This is a genomic window from Nocardia mikamii NBRC 108933, assembly GCF_001613505.1.
Taxonomy (GTDB): domain Bacteria; phylum Actinomycetota; class Actinomycetes; order Mycobacteriales; family Mycobacteriaceae; genus Nocardia; species Nocardia mikamii.
On record NZ_BDCM01000017.1, the window covers coordinates 64,722 to 85,472 of the forward strand.

Annotated in this window: 22 protein-coding genes; 8 read left to right on the forward strand and 14 right to left on the reverse strand. The window is 64.2% G+C overall.

What is annotated here, in order from left to right; all coding sequences use genetic code 11:
* Positions 1-79: 79 nt before the first annotated feature.
* Complete coding sequence (locus tag NMI01S_RS27210) at positions 80-670, reverse strand: TetR/AcrR family transcriptional regulator (RefSeq protein WP_063001566.1); 591 nt, start codon at positions 668-670, stop codon at positions 80-82.
* A 153-nt stretch (positions 671-823) separates the two neighbouring features.
* Between NMI01S_RS27210 and NMI01S_RS27215 the strand changes: the two genes are divergently transcribed.
* From NMI01S_RS27215 to NMI01S_RS27245, 7 genes are all read left to right on the forward strand, one after another.
* Complete coding sequence (locus NMI01S_RS27215) at positions 824-2,338, forward strand: class I adenylate-forming enzyme family protein (RefSeq protein ID WP_063001567.1); 1,515 nt, start codon at positions 824-826, stop codon at positions 2,336-2,338.
* Positions 2,338-2,766 (forward strand): NUDIX domain-containing protein, encoded by a 429-nt coding sequence (locus NMI01S_RS27220; RefSeq protein ID WP_063001568.1) that lies wholly within the window; start codon positions 2,338-2,340, stop codon positions 2,764-2,766. The genes NMI01S_RS27215 and NMI01S_RS27220 overlap by 1 nt, the downstream gene beginning before the upstream one ends.
* Positions 2,763-3,818, forward strand: coding sequence for an NAD(P)-dependent alcohol dehydrogenase (locus NMI01S_RS27225; RefSeq protein WP_063001569.1), 1,056 nt, complete (start codon positions 2,763-2,765; stop codon positions 3,816-3,818). Before NMI01S_RS27220 ends, NMI01S_RS27225 begins: the two co-directional genes overlap by 4 nt.
* 92 nt (positions 3,819-3,910) lie before the next feature.
* On the forward strand, positions 3,911-4,651 hold the full coding sequence (locus NMI01S_RS27230; RefSeq protein WP_063001570.1) for an SDR family NAD(P)-dependent oxidoreductase: 741 nt from the start codon (positions 3,911-3,913) through the stop codon (positions 4,649-4,651).
* Between the two features lie 27 nt (positions 4,652-4,678).
* Entirely contained in the window at positions 4,679-5,134 is a 456-nt protein-coding gene (locus NMI01S_RS27235) for a MaoC family dehydratase (protein WP_063001571.1), read from the forward strand.
* A 17-nt stretch (positions 5,135-5,151) separates the two neighbouring features.
* A complete protein-coding gene (locus NMI01S_RS27240; RefSeq protein ID WP_063001572.1) occupies positions 5,152-5,913 on the forward strand; it encodes an SDR family NAD(P)-dependent oxidoreductase in 762 nt (253 codons plus the stop codon).
* On the forward strand, positions 5,910-6,656 hold the full coding sequence (locus NMI01S_RS27245) for an SDR family NAD(P)-dependent oxidoreductase (RefSeq protein ID WP_063001573.1): 747 nt from the start codon (positions 5,910-5,912) through the stop codon (positions 6,654-6,656). The genes NMI01S_RS27240 and NMI01S_RS27245 overlap by 4 nt, the downstream gene beginning before the upstream one ends.
* A gap of 73 nt (positions 6,657-6,729) precedes the next feature.
* Here the strand turns inward: NMI01S_RS27245 and NMI01S_RS27250 are convergent, their stop codons facing one another.
* From NMI01S_RS27250 to NMI01S_RS27265, 3 genes are all read right to left on the reverse strand, one after another.
* Positions 6,730-7,473, reverse strand: coding sequence for an SDR family oxidoreductase (locus NMI01S_RS27250; RefSeq protein ID WP_063001574.1), 744 nt, complete (start codon positions 7,471-7,473; stop codon positions 6,730-6,732).
* Positions 7,474-7,844: 371 nt separating this feature from the next.
* A complete protein-coding gene (locus NMI01S_RS27260) occupies positions 7,845-8,690 on the reverse strand; it encodes a mycofactocin-coupled SDR family oxidoreductase (protein WP_063001576.1) in 846 nt (281 codons plus the stop codon).
* A 94-nt stretch (positions 8,691-8,784) separates the two neighbouring features.
* Positions 8,785-9,630 carry a mycofactocin-coupled SDR family oxidoreductase gene (locus tag NMI01S_RS27265; RefSeq protein ID WP_063001577.1) on the reverse strand — a complete coding sequence of 282 codons (846 nt, stop codon included), beginning with the start codon at positions 9,628-9,630 and terminating at the stop codon, positions 8,785-8,787.
* 304 nt (positions 9,631-9,934) lie between these two features.
* Between NMI01S_RS27265 and NMI01S_RS27270 the strand changes: the two genes are divergently transcribed.
* Entirely contained in the window at positions 9,935-10,246 is a 312-nt protein-coding gene (locus NMI01S_RS27270) for a putative quinol monooxygenase (protein WP_218021128.1), read from the forward strand.
* Between the two features lie 222 nt (positions 10,247-10,468).
* Here the strand turns inward: NMI01S_RS27270 and NMI01S_RS27275 are convergent, their stop codons facing one another.
* From NMI01S_RS27275 to NMI01S_RS27320, 10 genes are all read right to left on the reverse strand, one after another.
* Complete coding sequence (locus NMI01S_RS27275; RefSeq protein ID WP_063001579.1) at positions 10,469-11,227, reverse strand: SDR family NAD(P)-dependent oxidoreductase; 759 nt, start codon at positions 11,225-11,227, stop codon at positions 10,469-10,471.
* On the reverse strand, positions 11,224-12,357 hold the full coding sequence (locus NMI01S_RS27280) for an acyl-CoA dehydrogenase family protein (RefSeq protein WP_063001580.1): 1,134 nt from the start codon (positions 12,355-12,357) through the stop codon (positions 11,224-11,226). Before NMI01S_RS27280 ends, NMI01S_RS27275 begins: the two co-directional genes overlap by 4 nt.
* The gene (locus NMI01S_RS27285) at positions 12,354-13,616 is read right to left on the reverse strand and encodes an acyl-CoA dehydrogenase family protein (protein ID WP_084513327.1); all 1,263 of its coding nucleotides are present in this window, start codon (positions 13,614-13,616) and stop codon (positions 12,354-12,356) included. The genes NMI01S_RS27280 and NMI01S_RS27285 overlap by 4 nt, the downstream gene beginning before the upstream one ends.
* A gap of 80 nt (positions 13,617-13,696) precedes the next feature.
* Positions 13,697-14,524 carry an alpha/beta hydrolase gene (locus NMI01S_RS27290; RefSeq protein ID WP_167669952.1) on the reverse strand — a complete coding sequence of 276 codons (828 nt, stop codon included), beginning with the start codon at positions 14,522-14,524 and terminating at the stop codon, positions 13,697-13,699.
* A 102-nt stretch (positions 14,525-14,626) separates the two neighbouring features.
* Positions 14,627-15,694 carry an LLM class flavin-dependent oxidoreductase gene (locus NMI01S_RS27295; protein WP_063920871.1) on the reverse strand — a complete coding sequence of 356 codons (1,068 nt, stop codon included), beginning with the start codon at positions 15,692-15,694 and terminating at the stop codon, positions 14,627-14,629.
* A 274-nt stretch (positions 15,695-15,968) separates the two neighbouring features.
* Positions 15,969-16,421 (reverse strand): Zn-ribbon domain-containing OB-fold protein, encoded by a 453-nt coding sequence (locus tag NMI01S_RS27300; RefSeq protein ID WP_063001583.1) that lies wholly within the window; start codon positions 16,419-16,421, stop codon positions 15,969-15,971.
* Positions 16,418-17,596, reverse strand: coding sequence for a thiolase family protein (locus NMI01S_RS27305; protein WP_063001584.1), 1,179 nt, complete (start codon positions 17,594-17,596; stop codon positions 16,418-16,420). The genes NMI01S_RS27300 and NMI01S_RS27305 overlap by 4 nt, the downstream gene beginning before the upstream one ends.
* On the reverse strand, positions 17,596-18,723 hold the full coding sequence (locus tag NMI01S_RS27310) for a beta-ketoacyl-[acyl-carrier-protein] synthase family protein (RefSeq protein ID WP_063001585.1): 1,128 nt from the start codon (positions 18,721-18,723) through the stop codon (positions 17,596-17,598). The genes NMI01S_RS27305 and NMI01S_RS27310 overlap by 1 nt, the downstream gene beginning before the upstream one ends.
* Positions 18,720-19,466 (reverse strand): SDR family oxidoreductase, encoded by a 747-nt coding sequence (locus NMI01S_RS27315; RefSeq protein ID WP_063001586.1) that lies wholly within the window; start codon positions 19,464-19,466, stop codon positions 18,720-18,722. Before NMI01S_RS27315 ends, NMI01S_RS27310 begins: the two co-directional genes overlap by 4 nt.
* Entirely contained in the window at positions 19,466-20,641 is a 1,176-nt protein-coding gene (locus tag NMI01S_RS27320; protein ID WP_063001587.1) for a thiolase family protein, read from the reverse strand. Before NMI01S_RS27320 ends, NMI01S_RS27315 begins: the two co-directional genes overlap by 1 nt.
* Positions 20,642-20,751: the final 110 nt, after the last annotated feature.

A 20,751-nucleotide genomic window follows, 5' to 3' on the forward strand; every position in this document is an offset into this window, starting at 1 on the left:
GCAAGCGGTGCGCTCCGTCAGATGGGCACCACTGCCACGCCCCCAAGAGTGACCCACTACTGACAATATGTCAAGATTGTCAGTAGTGGGTCACAGGAAGCGCCAGGAGATTCCTGGTAAGGAGCGCATGGACATCACCTCGGCTCAAGGTTTCGTGGCGAAGCCATTCGTCTGTGGCAGCGGTGACCAATCCCTGAAAAGATCTGATCAGGGCACGGTTTCGATCCCCACGACTCGCGCCCAGCAGGAAAAGCAACCGCTCCTCCCATGTCCGCATCCCTGCCTGCAGAACCGCTTCCACCTCGGGATCTCGGCGAGACGAAGTCACTCCGATCATGCTCAGGTAGGTTTCTCGGTTCTGCTCGACCAAGTCCAGCCACCGCTCGAACGTGTGCGCCACATTACTGGCGACATCACCTGCCGGTTCCACAACCGCCGGCAGATCGGGCAGGCGAGCGAACCGTCGCACTACCTCCAGGTAGAGCGCGCGTTTGGTGCCGAAATGGTGGTGCAGATTCGTCCGAGTCGTGCCCGCTGCCGCGGCCAGCTCGGAGGTCGATACTGCCTCATACGCTCGCTTTGCGAACAGGCGCTGCGCTGCGACGAGGATTTGTTCCCGCCGATCCCCTGAGTCCAGACGGGTGCGCCGCGCCACACCGGAATGTGACATACGAAAACACTAACGCGCGAGCGTGGATGTCTCGTCCGCTGTCGCACCTTGCGACAACCGGACCATTCGACAAGGACTTACCGTGACGGCTCATACCGACCTCGGCCGACCGAGGGAGACGGATTCGCCTGGCGCTGACCGACGGAGGTCACCATGAACGTTTTGACATCATTGCGGCGAGTGGCCGACAACCGTGCCACCGATGTGGCCCTGAGCCACCTCGGAACACACCTCACCTATCGCGAGCTGTTCGAGCAAGCGGCTCGGTTCGGCGCCTACCTCGAAGCCGCGCAGGTGACTCCCGGTCAGAGGGTCGGGATATACATGCACAACCAGCAGGAATGGGTCGTAGCTCTTCTAGGAATTTGGCAGATCGGCGCCGTCGCCGTCCCGTTCAACTATCTGTTCCATCCAGCAGCTCTGCGCCACGCTGCCGAAGACTCCCAAGCGACGTGGATCGTGACGCCGGAGGCCGAAGTCCCCAAGCTGAGGGACGCGTTGACCGGCTTGCCCGTCAATGAACACATCATCTCGGTCGGTGCTGCGGATGACGCCGCCGTGTCTTTCGAAACAGTTCTTGCGACCGCTCCCGCCACGGCGATCGTGCCGCGGATGGATGACGACGACGCATTGCTGATGTACACCAGCGGCTCCACCGGCAAGCCGAAAGGGGTGCGCCAAACCCATCGCAACACAGCGGCTGTATGCGAGGCCATCATCGATATATGGTCGCTCACCGCGGACGACCATGCTCTCGTGTGCACGCCGCTGTTCCACGTAGGCGGGCTGCAGTTGATCACCCTGCCCGTCCTGATGGCCGGCGGAGAAGTCACACTTCGGCGGTGGCAGGTCCAGGATTGGCTCGCGGACGCCGTCGAGTTTCGGCCCACCGTCGCCGCCCTCGTTCCGGCCATGATGTTCGACATCATCAACTTCCTCGGCGACGACCGCGTATCCCTCGACTCCATCCGAGTGTGCGCGATCGGCGGTTCGGCGCTACCGCAGACAAAGCTGAAAGCGCTCACCGAAGCGACCGGGATTGTCGCGGTGAACATCTACGGGCAGACCGAACAGAGTGGCCTGTCGATCACCGAGCCGTTGGACGCGCCCAGGCGCGAAGGATCACTGGGAAAACCCCTCGATCAAATCGTGCAGGTCCGAATCGTCCCCGAAGGCGGAATGCGCGACGCGGGACCGGGCGAAGTGGGCGAGCTCTGGGTCCGAGGCGACGCCGTCACTCCTGGGTACTGGCAACTGCCCGAGACCAATGCCACCAAGATCACCCCGGACGGCTGGTTCCGCACCAGCGATCTGGTACGGGCGGATTCGGACGGCTATCTGTATTTCGTCGATCGCTCGGACGACATGATCATCAGCGGGGGCGAAAACGTCTACCCGCAGATGGTCGAGACGCATTTGGCAGCCTGCCCGCTCATCCGCGAGGTCGCAGTGATCGGCACCGCCCATGAACGCTTCGGCCAGCAAGTCACCGCGATCGTGGTACCGCACAATTCGCTTGTGACGGCGGCCAAGATCGCCGCTTTCTGCGAAGAAGACCCGAATCTGCGAGGACTACAACGGCCGCGCCGAATCGAGATCGTCGATTCCATTCCGCGCACCGCGACAAACAAGATCGACAGGCCGGCACTCAGGAAGGTCTTCCGCTGATGCCCAACATCGTTGCGGCAGTACTGGTCAGCGGTAACCGGCTCGGATTGCTCAAGCGCAGCCGCCGGGTCGAAGGTGATCCTGATCGTTGGCATTGTGTCACCGGATATCTTCCCTCCGGTTCCGACCCTCTGGCACATGCACATATCGAAATTAACGAAGAAACCGGCCTCGCACCCGTTGATCTCTCCCTCGTACGTCGGGGCAAAAGGCTCGAATTACGCGACCTCCGCGACAACGCGTGGCACGTATTCCCATTCCTCTTCGACACCCCACGCAGCGATCTGATCTTGAATTGGGAACACGACGAATACCGCTGGGTGCGGCCAGCCGAGATGAATGGCTTGACGACGGTGCCCTGGCTACGCGACGTGCTTCATGCCGTCGGTCGCCCAGATCTGCACGAAGAAGGCGCATACACGGGATGAAGGCCCTTCAATATCGTCGTTTCGGCGACGGCCCCGAGGTCGTAGACGTCGCAGTTCCCGCCGTAGGCCCGGGACAGCTACTACTGCGCGTCATTGCGGCTGGTTGCTGCCATTCCGACCTGCACATCATGGCCGCGCCTGAGCACGAGTACCGATACGGTTCACTGCCGCTGACCCTCGGCCACGAGGCCGCAGGGGTCATCGCCGCATTGGGCGAAGGCGTGAGCGGGTTCTCCGTCGGTGATGCGGTAGTGGTTTATGGCCCCTGGGGCTGCGGCGTATGCCGAAACTGCCTGCAGGGCAAGGAAAATTACTGCACTCATCCCGACGGGATCCGGCCACCGGGTATCGTCGTCGCCGGCGCCATGGCCGAGTATCTGCTCATCGATCATGAGCGCCACCTCATGCCACTCGGCGACCTCCATCCGGTCCAGGCCGTCGCTCTCACCGATGCCGGTTTGACCTCCTACCACGCGATCAAACAGTCGATCCCAAAACTCGGAGCCGGTAGCCACGCCCTCGTCATCGGCGCAGGCGGCCTGGGCCACGTCGCAATCCAGATCTTGCGGGCAATGAGCCCGACCACTGTGATCGCCGTAGACCTTTCCGACGACAAGCTACGTTTCGCCGGCGAGATCGGCGCGCACCATGCGGTGCGCGGTGACGTTCGAGCGGCAACGGCGATCCGGAGTCTGACAAACCGCCTCGGCGTCGACGCGATTTTCGACTTCGTGGGTTCACAGCAGACCGTTGAGCTCGCGGGCAGCGTCGTAGCAACCGAGGGCGACATCACCATCGTCGGAGTCGGAAAGGGCAGGCTACTGGTGGGTTACCGGAGCCTCCCCTTCGATGCGTGCGTGCGAGCGACGTTCTGGGGCAGTCGGCCTGACTTGGCGGAGGTCGTGGAGCTGGCGCGGGCAGGTCACATCCGGATCGAAGTCGAAACCTATTCCCTCAACCAAGCGCCGCTGGCCTATCAGCGCCTCGAGGCAGGAGCCGTACGCGGCCGCGCGGTGATCGTGCTCGACACCGATTCGGGGAACCGCCCGTAGCGGAAAGCGACATTCGTAACTACGGGCCTGCACATAAGTTCCATCACGACGACAAGGTCCGGCAGGGGGCACGAACCGATACAGGAGCAGATATGGACTTGGATCTCAGCGGCAAAACTGCACTTATCACCGGCGGCGGATCCGGTATCGGCGCCGCATGTGCGCGCGAGTTGGCGGCGCTCGGAGCTGCCGTCGCGGTAGCCGACATCTCGACGCAAGCCGCCGAGACAGTCGCCGCCGAGCTTCCTGTCGGGCTGCCCGTCACAGCCGATGTGACCGATGCTGAGCAGGCCCTCGCGATGGTGGCCACGGTCGTGCAGCAGCGCGGCACCATCGACATTGCGGTCAACTGCGCCGGCGTGGGCATGCCGATGAAAGCATCGACAGGTGAGACCGACCTCGCGGAATGGCGGCGGGTGTTGTCGATCAATCTGGAGGGGACGTTCCTCTGCATGCGGGCCGAAATGCCTGCGATGTCGGCCCCCGGAGGTTCGATCGTCAACATCGCCTCTGTCATGGGTCTTGTCGCCACACCCGGCGCGAGCCCCTACGTGTCGTCGAAACACGCGGTTATCGGTCTGACGAAAACGGCCGCGCTTGAGTACGCCACTCACGGCATTCGAGTCAACGCCGTGGCCCCTGGATTCATCGACACCCCGCTGCTCCGCAAACCCGATGCACGGACCCGGGAGCGATTGGGCGAAATACACCCCCTCGGCCGACTGGGTGCCGCGGCCGAAGTAGCTGCTGTCGCAGCGTTCCTCGCCTCGCCGGCCGCCTCCTTCGTCACAGGATCCGTCATCCCGGTCGACGGCGGTTATACGGCCAGATAGCTCTGCAAACCACCACTGAGGAGATTCATGAAGACCACCGTGGACAAACCTGTCGACCTGCTCGCATTGGTGAACAAGCCCCTAGGCACCAGCTCGTGGGTCGTGCTCGATCAGGACGACGTGAACACTTTCGGTCAAATCACGCATGACGAGCAGTGGATACATGTCGATGTCGAACGAGCGAAAGCTGGACCCTTCGGCAGCCCCATCGCCCACGGCTACCTCACGCTGTCGCTCGTGGGACCGCTGTTCGCCTCGCTGCTGAACGTCCGCGAAGCCTCCATGATCGTCAACTACGGATTGGATCGGGTCCGATTCCCGGCGCCTGTACCGACCGGATCTCGCGTACGCCTGTCTGCGGCCGTCGCAGCGGCGACCGAAGTCGCCGGTGGCGTTCAGCTGGTAGCCGACGCGACCCTCGAAATCGAGGGCGGAACGAAACCGGGCTGCGTGGCCCGCCCGGTCTACCGCTATTTCACGTAACTACGAAAGGGATATCCATGCAGTCAGCAGGGTCGGTTGCCCTCGTGGCCGGAGGAGCCTCCGGGCTCGGCCTCGCAACCGTAGAGCGGCTCCTCGCGTCAGGCGGCGAGGTCGTCATTGTCGACCTACCCACCTCGGCCGGTGCGGCCCTCGCCGCCAAGCTAGGCACACGCGCCAGCTTCACCGCGGCCGACGTCCGCGATTCCGACCAAGTCGCCGAAGCCATCAAGACGGCCTCCGAGCGCGGGCCTCTCCGGATCGTCGTCAACGCGGCCGGTATCGGCGACCCGGCCAAAACCGTCGGCCGAAGCGGCCCGCTGGACTTGAGTCGATTCACGCGTGTCGTCGAAATCAATCTGGTCGGAACCTTCAACGTTATCCGGCTGGCAGCAGCCGCGATCGCCGCCACCGATGAAATCGACGGCGAACGAGGTGTCATCGTCAATACGGCCTCTGTCGCCGCGTTCGACGGCCAGATTGGGCAAGCCTCCTACTCGGCATCCAAGGGCGGGATTGTCGGGATGACACTGCCGATCGCCCGGGATCTCGCCGGATCCCTCATCCGCGTCATGACCATCGCGCCGGGTATGTTCGCCACGCCGATCCTGCAAGGCCTCTCCGATCAGGCCCGCGCATCGCTGGAAGCGCAGGTCCCCCACCCCTCCAGACTCGGCGACCCGTCCGAATACGCGGCCTTGGTGGAACACATCATCGCCAATCCCATGCTCAACGGCGAGACGATCCGGCTCGACGGCGCGATCCGGATGGCACCTCGATGATCCGCTCAGCCGAAGCGCGTACCGCGCTCGTCACCGGGGCCTCACGAGGCATCGGATCCCTGATCGCCCACAGACTTGCTACCGCAGGTTGGAACCTGACCATCAGTGCGCGGTCAGCAGGCCCGCTCGAGGAGCTCGCAGCACGCCTGTCCAATGAGGAAGGGTGCACGGTGGTGCCGGTTGCAGCGGATATGTCGAATGAGGAGGATCTGCGTCGGCTGGCCCAGGCGCATTCCGATGCCTTCGGGCGGCTCGACGCTCTGGTGCTCAACGCGGGGATGGGCGCCATCGGACCTCTCGATGTCTTCCCGGCCCGCCGGTTCGACAAGCTTTTTATGGTCAACACCCGCTCCGCCTACATCCTGGTTCAGCAGACACTTGCGCTACTCCGCGCCACCGCCGCACTCCACGGCGCCGCCCGAGTCATTGCGGTGTCGTCGCTGACCGGAGTCGCCGGCGAGCCGCTCAACTCGGCCTACGGTGCCACGAAGGCAGCGCTCACCTCGCTGTGCGAGACCCTCAACACCGAAGAGTCCGAACGCGGAGTGCTCGCGACGGCGGTCTGCCCCGGCTACGTGGCCACCGATATGACTGCTCCGCTCGCAGACCAAGTTGCACCCGAATTCATGATCGATCCCGCCGACGTGGCCGAAGTCGTGGTATCTCTAACCCGGCTCACCGGCTCGGTAGTAATTCCCAAGATCGCTATGACTCGGCCCGGACCACATCTCTGGCGGGCATAATCCTGCCACCGACGTCGGGGTGGGCGGACCTCTCCAGCCCACCCCGACCCGTAGTTACTTCGATTTCGTCGGCTCAGCGCAGGTAATAGCCGCCATCGACGACGAGTCGCTGACCCTGGATCATCGTGGCACGATCGGAGCACAGAAATTCGATAGCGTCGACTAGCTCGTCGATCTCGATTCGTCGGCCGCTGGGATTATCGCGGGCGGCAACACGTAGCCGTTCTTCGGCAGCACCGGGCGCCAATGCACTACTGATCGCGGCGGTATCCATTGCAGACCCCATCACGCAGTTGGCCCGAATGCCCAGCGGGGGCAGCTCGACAGCGAGGTATTTCGCGAGTACCTCGCCCAGAGCCTTCGGCGCACCCACACCGACGTAGCCGGGGACGGGGGCCGGTGCTCCGTGACTGGTCACGAAGACGATGCTGCTGCCCCGCCTCAACAACGGTAAGGCCAATTGCGTGAGGGTGAGGACTGCGATGCCGTTGCATTGCAAGGCCGCGGCGAAGGCACGAGGATCGACATCCAGCGCCCCGCCGACGGCCGAGGTATCCACTGCACAGTGCACGACCACGCCCAGATGGTCTGCCTTCGCGGCGACACCATCCATCATCGAGTGCATGCCGTCGGGAGTCGAGAGATCTGCCTGCAGTAAATGCGGCTGTGCACCGCGCTCTCGGACGGCGGCGGCAGCAGTGGCGGCCGCGCTGTCATCGGCGTGATAGTTGATGAACACGTCGCGCCCCGGTGTCGCGAACCGAAGAGCGCACGCTCGGCCGACCCCTTTGGAACCGCCCGTGATCAGTACCGTCATGCCGACAGCTCCGCCTCGTTCTCACGTCCCGTCGCCGTCCCCAGCGTGAGACGACAGTTTTCGACCTTTTGTCGGACGTCGCCGCGGTTCGCGTGCCGTACGGCCGACTCCGGCACCAGGCAGAAAATGCGCCCGTCCCCGTAGCGCTTCTCGAAGGCTCCTCGGAAGCCGACAGCTGAGGCAGGCCACGTCCCGACGAATCCGAACATTCGTTGCTCCTCTGCTTCTCGCGCACCTGCATCGAGGCGCTCCCGCCGACCTCAAGCTGCTGTCGACTGGCCGGCGAGGCCTGCGTCGACAAAGAATCTTGGCGCGACACCTGTCTTTGCCGCAGATCAGGCGCCGCGCCGAGCGATTCTCAGCGGCCCTCATCAACCATTCGGGATCTTGAACGGCGCGGAGGCTCCGCCGTCAACCGTCACGCTCGTCCCGGTCACATACCGCGCCTCATCAGACGCCAGCCACAACAGCGCGTTACTGACATCGACAGGGTCCACCCATCCGATCCGCAGGCCGTGCATGCCGTAAAAGGCCGATTGCGCATCCTCGCGCGTCGGGTTCTCCATCCCCGGGAAGAAGGCCGCATAGGTGGCCGGATTATTGATCATTATCGTGTCCACATTGGTCGGGTTCACCGTGTTCACTCTGATGTTGTGCGGCGCGAGTTCGACCGACAGAGCCTTCATCAAACCCACGACCCCGTGCTTCGCCGCTGTGTAGTGCGACAGGTTCGCGTAGGCGTTCGCTCCGGCCAGCGAACTGGTCAGCACGATTGATCCGGAACCGCGCCGGAGGAGATGTGGAATCGCCGCGGTCGTCGTCTTCCAGACCCCGGTGAGGTTGATGTCGATCAGTTCCTGCCAGGTCTCCTCGGACAACTCCCATGACCAGCCGAAGCTGCCGATCCCCGCGCCCGCGGACACGATATCCAGCCCACCGAGTTGAGCGACCCCCTCCGCTACGACCGCACGCATCGCGGCCAGATCACGCACATCTGTCGTACGCGCGAACACCTTACGACCCGTCTTCTCGACGAGCTCGGCAGTCTCGGCAAGTTCATCCTCGGTGGCCATCGGGTAGGGGCAGGACGCGACAGGCGCACAGATGTCGACCGCAATGATGTCGGCTCCTTCCTCCGCCAGCCGCACCGCGTGGGAGCGGCCCTGTCCGCGCGCCGCGCCGGTTACGAGTGCGACCTTTCCTTCTACACGCCTCATGAGTTCCTCCGTTGGTTGAGAGTTCGTTGATCGAGAATTCGTCGACACCACAACCGGGCGGTGTCCGTACTGCGGTGTTGCCGGGGCGCCGGCTTCAGGCTGGCACCGGGTTGAAGCCCGGCAGCACGAGATGACCCCCATCGACCGCGAGCGTCGCCCCTGTGATTCGCGCGGCTTCCTCCGACGCCAGAAACACAACGGCGCCGCTGATCTCGGGGGGTGTGATCAGCCCAGCGTCGGCGTGCCAATGGCGGGCCGCTTGCTCGTGTTCGGCACGGGTCGCACCGGGCCTGCCCACTGTCATCTCGTAGCAGCCCGGCCAATTCGTCATCGCCGTATCGACGAAACCCGGAAGGATCGCGTTGACCCGAACGCCATGGGGAGCGAATTCCTGGGCGGCCGCTTTCATCAAACCGATCGCGCCGTGCTTGGCCGCCGTGTAATGCGCCGAGCCGGGCTGCCCCTCGATGCCGTTGACCGACGAGACGATGACCACGGACCCGGACTTCTGCCTGAGCAACGCCGGCGCGATGGCTTTGAGAGTGCGCCAGACACCGGTGAGGTTGGTGTCCACCATGTCCTGCCATGTCTGGTCGGACAGCTCCCACAGCGCTCCCCTAGACCAAATCCCGTGGTTGACGACGACGACGTCGATCCGCCCGAACTCGGCGAGCGCGTCTGCGACAACCGCGTCGACCTCGCTTTGCCTTCGCGCGTCAGCAGGTCGTGCGACAATACGGCGGCCGAGCTTCTCCACTTCCGCAGCCGTTTGATCCAAATCGGTGCGGTCCGCCAAACCGTATGGCACGGTGCTGACTTGCTCGCACATGTCGAGGGCCACGATATCCGCACCTTCGCGCGCCATCGCTATCGCGTGCGCGCGACCCTGGCCTCGCGCCGCCCCGGTGACCAGGGCCACTTTGCCCGCAAGCCGACTCATGAGTCATTCCTTCCGACGAATGAAAAACGCGACCCCTGGCGTGCCGATTCGATGCCGGGCCAGTGTGGCCGTGAACACACTCTGGCAGCGGCGGAGGCTCAGAAATGTTGCATTTTGGGTCGCTCCCCGCCCGGCGCAAGCAATACCGGCAACCATTGCGAAACGCGAAATTGGGCTCGCGTGAAGCAAAATGCGACATTCCGAGCCGCGGGACTGATTTAGCGTCGGTTTTCGAGCGCAACCTCGCCGTCTCGCTCACGGCTCAGATGACGGGAGTCCTCTCGTGGACAAAACTGAATCGGTAGTGGTGGTTGCCACCTTCGTTCCGGTGGCCGGAAACGAAGCGAAAGTGGAAGCGGCGCTTCGAAAAGCGGTCGTTGCCACCCACCGCGACGATGCCGGCTGCGAGCTGTACGCCGCACACCGCAGGGTGCGCGGAAAGGAAGGCTTCGTCGTCATCGAGAAGTGGGCCTCGGCCGGCGAATTGCATGCGCACGGAGGCGGATCGGCGTTCGCGACGTTGACTACCGAGCTCGACGGGCTGCTGGCCGAGCCGCTGGGAGTCACCGTGATGCAACCCCTGCCAGCCGGAGACGAGAAGCTCGGTGCGTTATGAGGACGTGGTGATCAGCGGGCCCACCGCAAACCACTCCGATGCTGCATCGGTTGCACAACGCTAAGCGCTCGGACGTTCCGTCCGAGCGCTTAGCTATCTCCGCCAACATATTTCGACATCCCGCGCCCACGCAAAGGCATCGGGCAACCGGACAGGACCCGCCATACCCCGACCCGGGGCCGCCGTTGGTTCGAGGCGGCCCCGGAAGCCAGTGTCTACTGCTCAGAAAACCGTGTAGCCGCCGTCGACCACGACCTCGTTGCCGGTATGGAACGTGAGCGCGGGATCAGCCAGGAAGGCGATGACCTTGTAGAACTCCTCGGGGTCGGCCCATCGGCGGGCCGGCGTGCGGGCGATCGTCGCCTTCATGAACCGCTCGTCTGCCTGCAGATCTGCATTCATACCGGTGCGAGTCCACCCGGGAATCAGGACGTTGCATCGCACTCGATATCGGGCGAGTTCGACCGCAAGAGTGCGACCGAGTCCGAGTAGACCGGTCTTGCTCGTCGCATAAGCAGCTTGACCGGCCCCGCCGTATCGGCTGATCGTCGAGGACACAACGACCATCGAGCCACCAGAGTCCTGAGCGGCGAACCGCCGGGCCGCCTCGCGGGTACAGAGGAAGCTGCCGTCCAAGTTGGTTCGTAGTACGCGGTGCCAGGTCTCCAGGCTCATCTCAGTCAGGGGGGCGGCTTCTGCGATTCCGGCGTTCGCCACGAAACACCCCAGCGGCCCCAGGGCCTCGACCGTGCAGTCCATGGCCGCAGCCACGGCGGATTCATCGGCCACATCGCAGCTTATGGCTATGGCCTTCACTCCCTCGGCCTCGACCTCGGCGACCGCGTCGGCACTACGCTCAGCGTTTCGCGCCCAGACCGCGACATTCGCCCCTGCCCTGGCCAAGCCGACTGCCATGGCTCGGCCAATGCCGTTGCTGCCTCCGGTCACCACCGCCGTCATGCCTACCAGATCGCGGTTCATGATCGGCTCCCGTTGTCGCACAGCGGACCCGGAATGTTCACCAGGTCTGCGAGCCGAGCGCGGTGTCGGTCGGGCGTGCCGAGCGCAATAACACCGCTCTTCGCACGCTTGAGATAGAGGTGCGCGGGATGCTCCCAGGTGAACCCAATTCCCCCGTGCAACTGGATACATTCTTCGGCGGCCTGCTGAGCCACCGTCGAGCAATGCGCCTGTGCCACTGCGGCAGCCACCGGCAAACCCGGTGCGTTCGTTGCGGCGCAGTCGGCCGCATACCGTGCGACTGCCCGGGCTTGACTGATCAGAACCCACAGGTCGGCGAGCCGATGCTTGAGTGCCTGATAGGAGCCGATGATCCGGCCGAACTGCCGCCGGATCATCAGGTACTCCACCGTCAGCTCCAGACACCGTTGTGCCACTCCCAGCTGTTCGGACGCGAGCAGGACGGCCCCGATGTGCAGCGCGGCGGTAACGGCTTCGGGAACCGACCTCACTGTGTCCAGACGGCGAGCGGGAACATCATGGAAGGCCAAGTCCACCAGAGGACGCGTCATATCCAGGGAGACAACTTGTCTGCACTGTAGACCCGGAGCGTCCCTACTGATCGTATGTACCGCGCCACCAGCGGGAACGAGAAAAATATCCGCAGCGTCTGCGTCTGCGACGCCGTCCACTGTTCCCGAAATTCTGCCGTTAGACACCTCAGCCCAGTCGACCGTGGTGCCCGGCGCTGTCGCGAAGGGCACCGCCAACGCCGCGATGGTCGCTCCTCCGGCAACCTTGGCGAGCAGGTCTCGCTCATCGAGGGCTTGCAGTAATGCCACCGCAATGCCCGCAGACCCGAGGAAAGGTACCGGAGCAACGGCCCGGCCCAATTCCTCAGCGACCACCGCACTTTCGCGCCAACTCGCGCCGGCTCCCCCGGTCTCCTCGGGCACAGCCAGTGCCGCGCAGCCGATTTCGCCGGCCAGCGAGTCCCACAGCTGTCGGTCGGTGGTGTCGGCTGACTCTGTTCTCGCCAGTACAGCTGCCCATGGGCTCCGTTTGTCCATGAGCGCGCGAACGCTGGCACGTAATTCGTCTTCGACCTCCGTGTACAGAAGATCGATCGTGCGCGGAATCGGGTCGCTCATCGGGGAAGGTCCTTCCAGGCAGTGTCTTTGTCCGCCCTTGGCTCGGCGGGCAGGCCGAGCACGCGCTCGGCGATGATGTTGCGCATAATCTCCGACGTGCCGCCCTCGATGGAGTTGCCTTTGGCACGCAGGAATCGCCATCCTGCGGAGCTTTCGGCGAGCTCTACCAGCACCGGTCTGCGCGCGGTGTAATCGGTGTAGCGCAAGCCTTCCGAGCCGAGGAGATCGAGCTCCAGCGAGGAGATGTGTTGATTGAGGCGGGCATAGGTGAGTTTCGCGCCCGAACCCTCGGGTCCGGGGAGCCCGGCCGCCTGTTGCTGACGTAACCGCTCGGCGGTCAACCGAGCGGCCTCCGCCTCGACCCAGAGACGTAGTACTTGATCGTGGGTGCCGTGTGTGCGCAGCTCGGGCTGCTGACGCCAAAGGCGTACCAGCTCACCGATCGCGCCGCTCTCCCTCGGTATCGTTCCGGCTCCGATAGCGACGCGCTCGTTCATCAAGGTGTTCTGCGTGACGGTCCAACCCTGCCCGACCTCACCGAGCCGCTGGTGGTCCGGAATTTCGACGTCGTCGAGGTAGACTTCGTTGAATTCGCTCTCCCCAGTGATCTGCCGCAACGGGCGAACGTCGACACCCGGCGCGTGCATGTCGCAGACGAAGAACGTGAGGCCGCGGTGTTTGGGCAGATCGGGGTCCGTTCGGGCTACCAGGATCGCCCAGGTCGCGTCGTGTGCCAGGGACGTCCACACCTTTTGGCCCGACACAATCCAGCCTTCGCCCGCACGCTTTGCGCTGGTGGCGACATTCGCAAGGTCGGAACCCGCGCCGGGCTCGCTGAAGAGCTGACACCAGATCTCTTCGCCCGTCCACAGTGGACGGAGCCAGCGTTGCTGCTGGTCGGCCGTCCCGAATCGCACGATCGTGGGGGCCGCCATACCGAGTCCGATGATGTTCGTGTGCGGCCGGTTGTCCGGCGCCCCCGCGGCAGCGAAAATCGCATCCACGCCCTGCTGCAAACCGGGGTCGGCACCGAGACCGCCCAGCCCATCCGGGTAATGGACCCATGCGAGGCCTGCGTCGAACCGGGCACGGAGGAAGTCCAGCCGGTCCATGGTCGCCGGGTTGTGCTCAGTCAGGAATGTGCGCACCTGCGACGCGAGCGCGTTCGCGTCCAGGTCGGGATTCTTCTCGGTTGTAGTCCTCACCCAGTCGCCCTTCTTGTTCGGCCATGTGTCGGCGGTACGTCGGGCACCGCGCATGCCCCGACACTATGGAAACGGCACCCGCCCCGGATGTCGCATTGCGCGACAAACCGGGGCGGGCGGGTGAAGCGGCCTGATCAGGCTGCTGCGGCGAACCGCTTGCGCAGAAACTCACCGATCCGGTCGGTCGAGGCTTGGGCTTCGGGCAGGAAGTTGAAGATAGGCCAGATGTGCACCATCTCTTCGCCGATTTCGAACTCCACATCACCGCCCGCGGCGCGAAGCTTCTCGACCAGACGGACAGCGTCGTCATGAAGGCCCTCGTCCGTGCCGACGAGCACCCGAACCGGTGGCAAGCCGCTGAGATCGGCGTACAGGGGCGACGCCAACGGGGTCGACTTCGGTTCCTTGCCGCCCAGGTATGCACCGCCCATCGCGCCCACCAGCGCACCGGCGGGAAGCGGGTCCAGATGCGCGCGCTCGGTCAGCGATGCTCCCTCACCCGCCAGGTCGACCAGGGGCGAGCAGGCGACAGCCGCGGCAGGCGACTGGTCACCATCGTCACGCAACTTCACCAACGCCGACACCACCAGACCACCGCCGGCCGAGTCCCCGACAAAAGCGACCCGGCGCACGCCTTGTTGTCGCGAGGCCCAGCGGTAGGCAGAGACGACATCGTCCAGCGGGGCCGGAAATGGATTCTCCGGCGCCAGCCGATAGTCGACAACGAGCACCCGAGCATCGGCCGCCTTGGAAATCCGATATCCGAACTCTCGATAGCCGGTCGCGTTGCCCATACACCAGCCGCCACCGTGCACCAGAACCACGACCTGGTCGCGCGAAGTGCCCGGCGCGCTTACCCAGATGCCAGGCGCTCCCCCGGCGTCGACCTGTTCGACCTCAGCATCGGCCGGGAGTTCGAAGTTGGCCAGGACCTCGTCGTAGAGCCTGCGATAATCGTCCATAGTGGCCTCGGGCTCGGAGACCAGATGCGCCAGCAGATCGCGGGCGCGGCCCAGTTCACGACTCGCCATGGAACTTCCTCCTGTCGATCATTTGCTGTGCGTTCACATCTTCTGCAGGGTCGGCATGACCTCGCGTGTGAACAGCTCATAACTCGCCGCTGCTACCTCGCCCTTCACGCCGCCGAACTGGAACACCATGATCGGTTCGTAGTCACCGACAATGGCCTTGCGCTCCTCGTGCTTGGCGATCTGCTCATCCGGGGTGCCCCAGATCTGTGCATTGGCGTAGGTGTCACAGACAGCTTCGATGCCCATTTCGTCGATGGCCTGCTTGGCAGCGGCGTACGACGCGTAGCCCTTGGTCGACTCGAAGTGGCGGCCGCCGAACTCGTAGTGCTCCACACAGCACAGGTAGTAGTTCACGCACGCCTGGTAGGCGACCCGGCGCGCTTCGTCAGAATCGCGGTGGCAGTACGTCAGGTCGATCATCATGGGTGCCGGAGCCTCACCACCGTGGTTGTCGCGGTAGGCCTGCCGGTACTGCTCGATCATCGGCATGTGCATGGTTTCCATCGGCCCCTGGATGAAGGCCATCATCGGCAGACCGAGCTTGCCGGCGACAACCGCCGAGTCGGGGCTCATCGCCACCATGGTGGTGCGGCCTTTGAAGGTCGCCAGCGGCCGCGGGTGGACGGGAACCTTGGCCTGCGGGTAGTACTTGCCGTCGTTCTCCACGAAGCCGTCCTCGAGGCCCCGCATGACCATCTCGGCCGCCTCGTCGAATCGCTCACGAGACTCGCCCATGTCGATCCCGAACCCTTCGTACTCGCGCCGCGCGAGGCCACGTCCCATTCCGAACATCGCACGCCCGTCGGACAGGTTGTCGAGCAGCGCGATCTTCTCCACGACGCGCATGGGGTCGTTCCACGGCAGAATGACAGCGGTCGTCTGCAGCTTCGCGTTCTTGGTGCGGCCGGCAAGGTAGGACAAGAACTGGGTGTTGTCAGGGCACATCGAGTAGCCGGGATCGAAGTGATGCTCGACGCACCCGATGCTCTCGTACCCGTCCTCATCGGCACGTAGAGACAGCGCGATCTGGTCCTTGAAGATGTCGTAGTCCGACGAAGCGTTGTTGTAGTTCTGGATCAGGTTGGTCATATGGACTTTCACGTGTACTCCTCGTCACGTTCCGGCGCCGCACGCCGGTTTCTCCGGTAAAAAGATGACCGTGGGTGTCACGGCGGGTGCGTCGCGGCGTGGGTTTCGCCGCCGGCCCGGCCGTGTGATCGCTATCACGCCGGCGCAGGTGCACCACCACAGAGTCGCAGCGCAGAGTGGGTGAGAGTTGTTGCATCCCGCTACAGTCGAGCACCCACGTCACAACGGATCAGGACACAAAAAAACCGGCCCCGGATGCACCGGGGCCGGTCAAGTTTTGCGAAGGTCAGACCTTCTCGAAGTGGGCAATATCCAGGATCTGCCCATTGCGTTGTTCCGCCCACACCGCATGCACCCGCGACCCAGGGGGAAGTTGCTCGCGCACAGCGGCCGGGTCCGACAGATCCAGGCCGCGCACATAGTGCATCAACAGAGTACTGGCACCATCGAGCCGGATACCCGCAATAGCGTACGGCGGCGTCGGTCCGCCGCGAAAGCCTTGCCACGCCACAGTGAACGCCTCCACAGACCCTTCGGCCGGCAACTCCAGCCAGTCGTCGGTGCGCACGAAGCAAGACTCGCAGTAGGCCTGCGGCGGTACGAATACCCGCGAACAGTCCGGGCACCGGTTGGCCAAGATCTTCTGTTCGGTCAGCCCTGCCATGAACCGGCCCCAGGTGGCGCCGAGATGGACGTCGTAGTTCAGGTCCCAGCGGACTCGTTGCGTTGTGATGCTCATGAGCGCTCCTGCCTCTCCAGGATGGCGAGGTTTTCGAATTGGAAGAAGGTGCCGCCGGTACCGTGTGCGAGACCGAGCCGCGCGCCGGGCACCTGCATCTCGACCGGTGCGTCACCCATCAGTTGCAAGGCGACATATACGTATGGGGCAAGCTCGCCCGCCACACCGGCATTGGTGCACAGCGGGCCGCCGGACAAGTTGACCGGAAGATCTCCATCGATGCGCGTGGCCCCAGATCGGATCAGCTCGATCCCACCTCCGGGTGGAGCGAACCCGAGTGCCTCCAACTGCATCGGCTGCATAGGCGCGTACGGCGAAAACACCTCCACGACATCAATTTCCTCGCGCGGGTTCCGTACGTCGGCCAGTCGGTAGACCTTGTTCGCCAAGATCGCGAGGTTCTCCATCGCGGCGAAGTCGTTCTTGCCGCCGCCGAGATACGGGTCGCTGCTGGTTGCCATCGCACGAATGAGCACCGGCACCGGCCGTAGGTCTGCAGCTGCGGCCTCGGAGGTGACAAGCAGCGCGTTGGCCGACGTCGAGACCGGGCAAACCATCGCCATCGTCATCGGACTCGACAAGGGCTTCGCCGACACCACATCTTCGATCGTCAACGTATTGCGTAGGTGTGCAAAGGGATTACGCGAGGCATGCTCGTGATCGCGCACCGCGCTCACCGCGAAGTCCTCGACACTGGTACCGAAGCGCTCCTGATAGGCGCTCGGATAGAAGGCACCCATGTGGTAGGCCCCCATGCCCAGCGGCTGTTCGACCACCATGGGCGAATTGGTGTTGATCGCCGATTGTAGATCTTCGGCACCGAAGAATGTCGGTCCGCCGATACAGAGCACCCGCTCTCGATCCCCCGAGCGCACCTGGCGCGCAGCGACCTGCATGAGATTGCCGCCTGTCGTGCCGCCGGTGTTGAGAATCGAAACCGGCAAATCGCTGCCCAAACCTAGGCGGCGAACCAAGTGCTTGGCACCGAGGACCGTTCCCTCGAAACCGTCAATGTTGCCGACTACGATCCCGTCCAGCGAAGAGGGCGAGGCACCGGAATGCTCGAGTGCCGCCCAGACCGCCTGCTGCATCAGTTCGAGCGACGAAGATGTTTGTTTGCGCGGGGATGTGGCTGCAGTGATGCCCACACCGCTGATCATGGCCCGTGTCGCCATCAGACTGCCTCCACCACAAGTACGGTCGCGGTGTCCGCGACGGTCCCGGTGAGTAGATCGGTCGAGTGCGAGACTGACTGCCCGCCGTGCTCTTCCACCCACGACACCGCTTCCAGCAGTCGCAGGGCACCATTGGCCACTCCGGGGAACGAACTCAGGACACCGCCCGAAGGCGCCACCTCTGCGCGCCCTTTCGACAGCCCCAGTGCATCCAAGGTAGGGCCGACCAGTGCGGGCGTCGCGGCGGTCAGCTCCACCGCATCCACCTGCTCGCCAGCATCGCTGACACCCGCACGTCGATACGCTTCCTGTGCGGCCCGGCGCGCGGCGACGGCGGGGTCGAGTAACCATTGGCCGCTCGCGGTCGTGTCGCTCGTAGCCTGACCCCATCCGGTGAGCACGGCCCGCGGACGCAACGCTCGGCGCGCCCGTGCGAGCGAGCCGAGCACGACGGCGATGGCGCCGGTCGACTCGGCCGGCAGCATCAATTCACGCAGCACCCCGTTCACATGCTCCGACGCCAGAACATCAGCCGCCGTCACAGCGGTCCTCCTGCGCGCGTGGCTGTTTCGGGCTCCACGCGTGATGGCGGAGGCGGCAATCTCAGCGAGCTGTTCTTCGGTCTGCATGCCCGAATCCAGGACATATCCGGCGTGCAAGCCGAACATCGTCTCTGCTGACAACCCCACCGGGCGATCGAAGTGCGGCTCGAAACCGTAGTTGGATGTCTGCTGCAAAAATGCCCGACGGTCCGGATCTGACACCTCGGGGTTGTAGACGCCGACCGCTACTGCCAGGTCCGCGTCACCAGCCGCGATCGTTTGCGCGGCGGCCAGGATCGCCTGGCCCGCATCGCCTTCGATGCGGTAGGACTGCGCGAGGTAACCGCCCGACGCGGCATTGGTCAGACCACTGGAAATGCTACGGCCGTCGTAGATGTCCAGCGAGGCCGTTATCGACATTCCCAATTCATGCTTGCGTATCCCAGCTTCCTGCAATGCTTGCGCCACTGCCTCGAAGACGAGTTCGTCGAGCACCGCGTCGGATTCCGGCACCAACGCCGTGGCGCCGATTCCGAGGATCGGGATCGGATCTTTGGCGGCCGGGGAAGGATTCAAACGCGTCACATCGCCACCCCGCCATCGACCGGTAGCACCACACCGGTGATATACGCTGCCTGCTGCGAAGCGAGAAACGCGACCGCGGGTGCCATCTCGGCCGGATCAGCGAAGCGGCCCAACGGAACCGACTCCGTCATTTCGGCGAGACGATCAGGTGGGACAGCCGCGACCATCGCCGTGGACGCGTTCGGCGAGATCGCGTTGACGGTGATCCCGAAGCGCGCTACCTCTTTGGCCACAGACTTGGTGAAAGCGATAATCCCGCCCTTGGCGGCCGCATAATTTGCTTGCCCCACGTTGCCGTGCATCCCGGTATACGAAGTGACATTGATGATCCGCCCGGCGCCGGCTGCCCGCATGTGTGGCACCACGGCTCGGGTCACCGCGAAGGTACCGCCGAGATGCACATCGAGCACCGACTGCCACTGCTCGGTCGTCAGCTTCCACACCACCGCGTCTCGCGTGATACCAGCATTGTTCACGGCCACATCGACGCCCCCCGCCCATTCGACGATGTCGCCGACCGCGTCGGCAACCGCATCGGTGTCGGCCACGTCCACGGCAACCCCCCGCACATTGGGAACGCCATCCCAAGCCGACTTCAGCTGAGCCGCATCACGGTCGAGGACCGCGACCTTCGCACCGGCGGAGGCGAAGAAACTCGCGATCTCGAAGCCAATCCCTTGGGCACCGCCGGTCACCACGACTCTGGCGCCTGCGAAATCCGCACTGATCTTTCCTGTCGCCATCAGAGCCTCTCGATGATCGTCGCGTTGGCCATTCCGCCGCCCTCACACATCGTCTGCAGTCCGTACCGGCCACCTGTCGCCTCGAGTTGAGTCACCAAACTGGCCAGCAGTCGCACACCGGAAGCTCCGAGAGCGTGTCCAAGTGCGATGGCACCGCCACGCGGGTTGAGCTTGTCGGGGTCAGCCTGCAGATCGTGCTGCCAGGCCAACGGCACCGGAGCAAAAGCTTCGTTCACCTCGTACGCCTCGATCTCGTCGATCGACATACCGGCACGCGCGAGGACCTTTTGAGTCGCCGGAATGACACCGGTCAACATGAGCAACGGGTCACTACCGGCGACCGCGAACTCGTGGAAGCGCGCACGCGGGCGCAGCCCGAGTTGCGCGGCCTTCTCCTCGCTCATGATCAGCACCGCCGACGCGGCATCGGTCAGCGGCGAGGAATTGCCTGCCGTAATCCGCCACTCGATCTCGGGGAACCGCCGCGCCAATCCATCGTCGACGAACGACGGCTTCAGAGTTCCCAGACCTTCCACGGTGGTGGACGCGCGAACGGTCTCATCCCTGTCGTGCATCGACCCGCCGATGCTGATGGGCACGATTTCATCGTCGAACCCACCTTCGGCTGCGATCTTCGCTGCCCGCTGGTGCGATCGAGCCGAGTACGCGTCCAGCGTCTCCCGGTCGAATTTCCATCTCGCCGCGATCAGCTCTGCAGAGATTCCCTGGCCGATCAGCCCCTCGGGATACCGGGCACCCAGCGGCGCGGTCGGATGCTGGTCCACCGAGCTGTACCCCATCGGCACCCGGCTCATGGACTCGACCCCACAAGCCACGACGATGTCGTAAGCCCCCGCCATCACACCTTGCGCAGCGAAGTGGACAGCTTGCTGGCTCGACCCACACTGCCGATCCACAGTCGTCCCAGGGACGGACTCCGGAATCCCAGCGGCCAGAACCGCATTGCGGGCGATGTTGAGCGCCTGGTCCCCCGCTTGAGACACACAACCCGCGATCACATCGTCGATGCTCGCCGGATCCACATCGGTGCGGGCGAGCAACGCCCGCAGAGTGTCCGCTAGCAAGCTGACAGGGTGCGCACTCGACAACGCACCGCCGACTTTTCCTTTACCCGATGCCGTCCGCACGACATCGACGATCACTGCTGACCTCATATAGCGACTACTCCCATTCGTAGCGTCGGAGAGTCTCTCTCCCATCCAGCCCGACGCTAAAAGAAGGCGCAGGGCCTGAGTTGTCGCAAGGCGCTACACGCGCACACGCT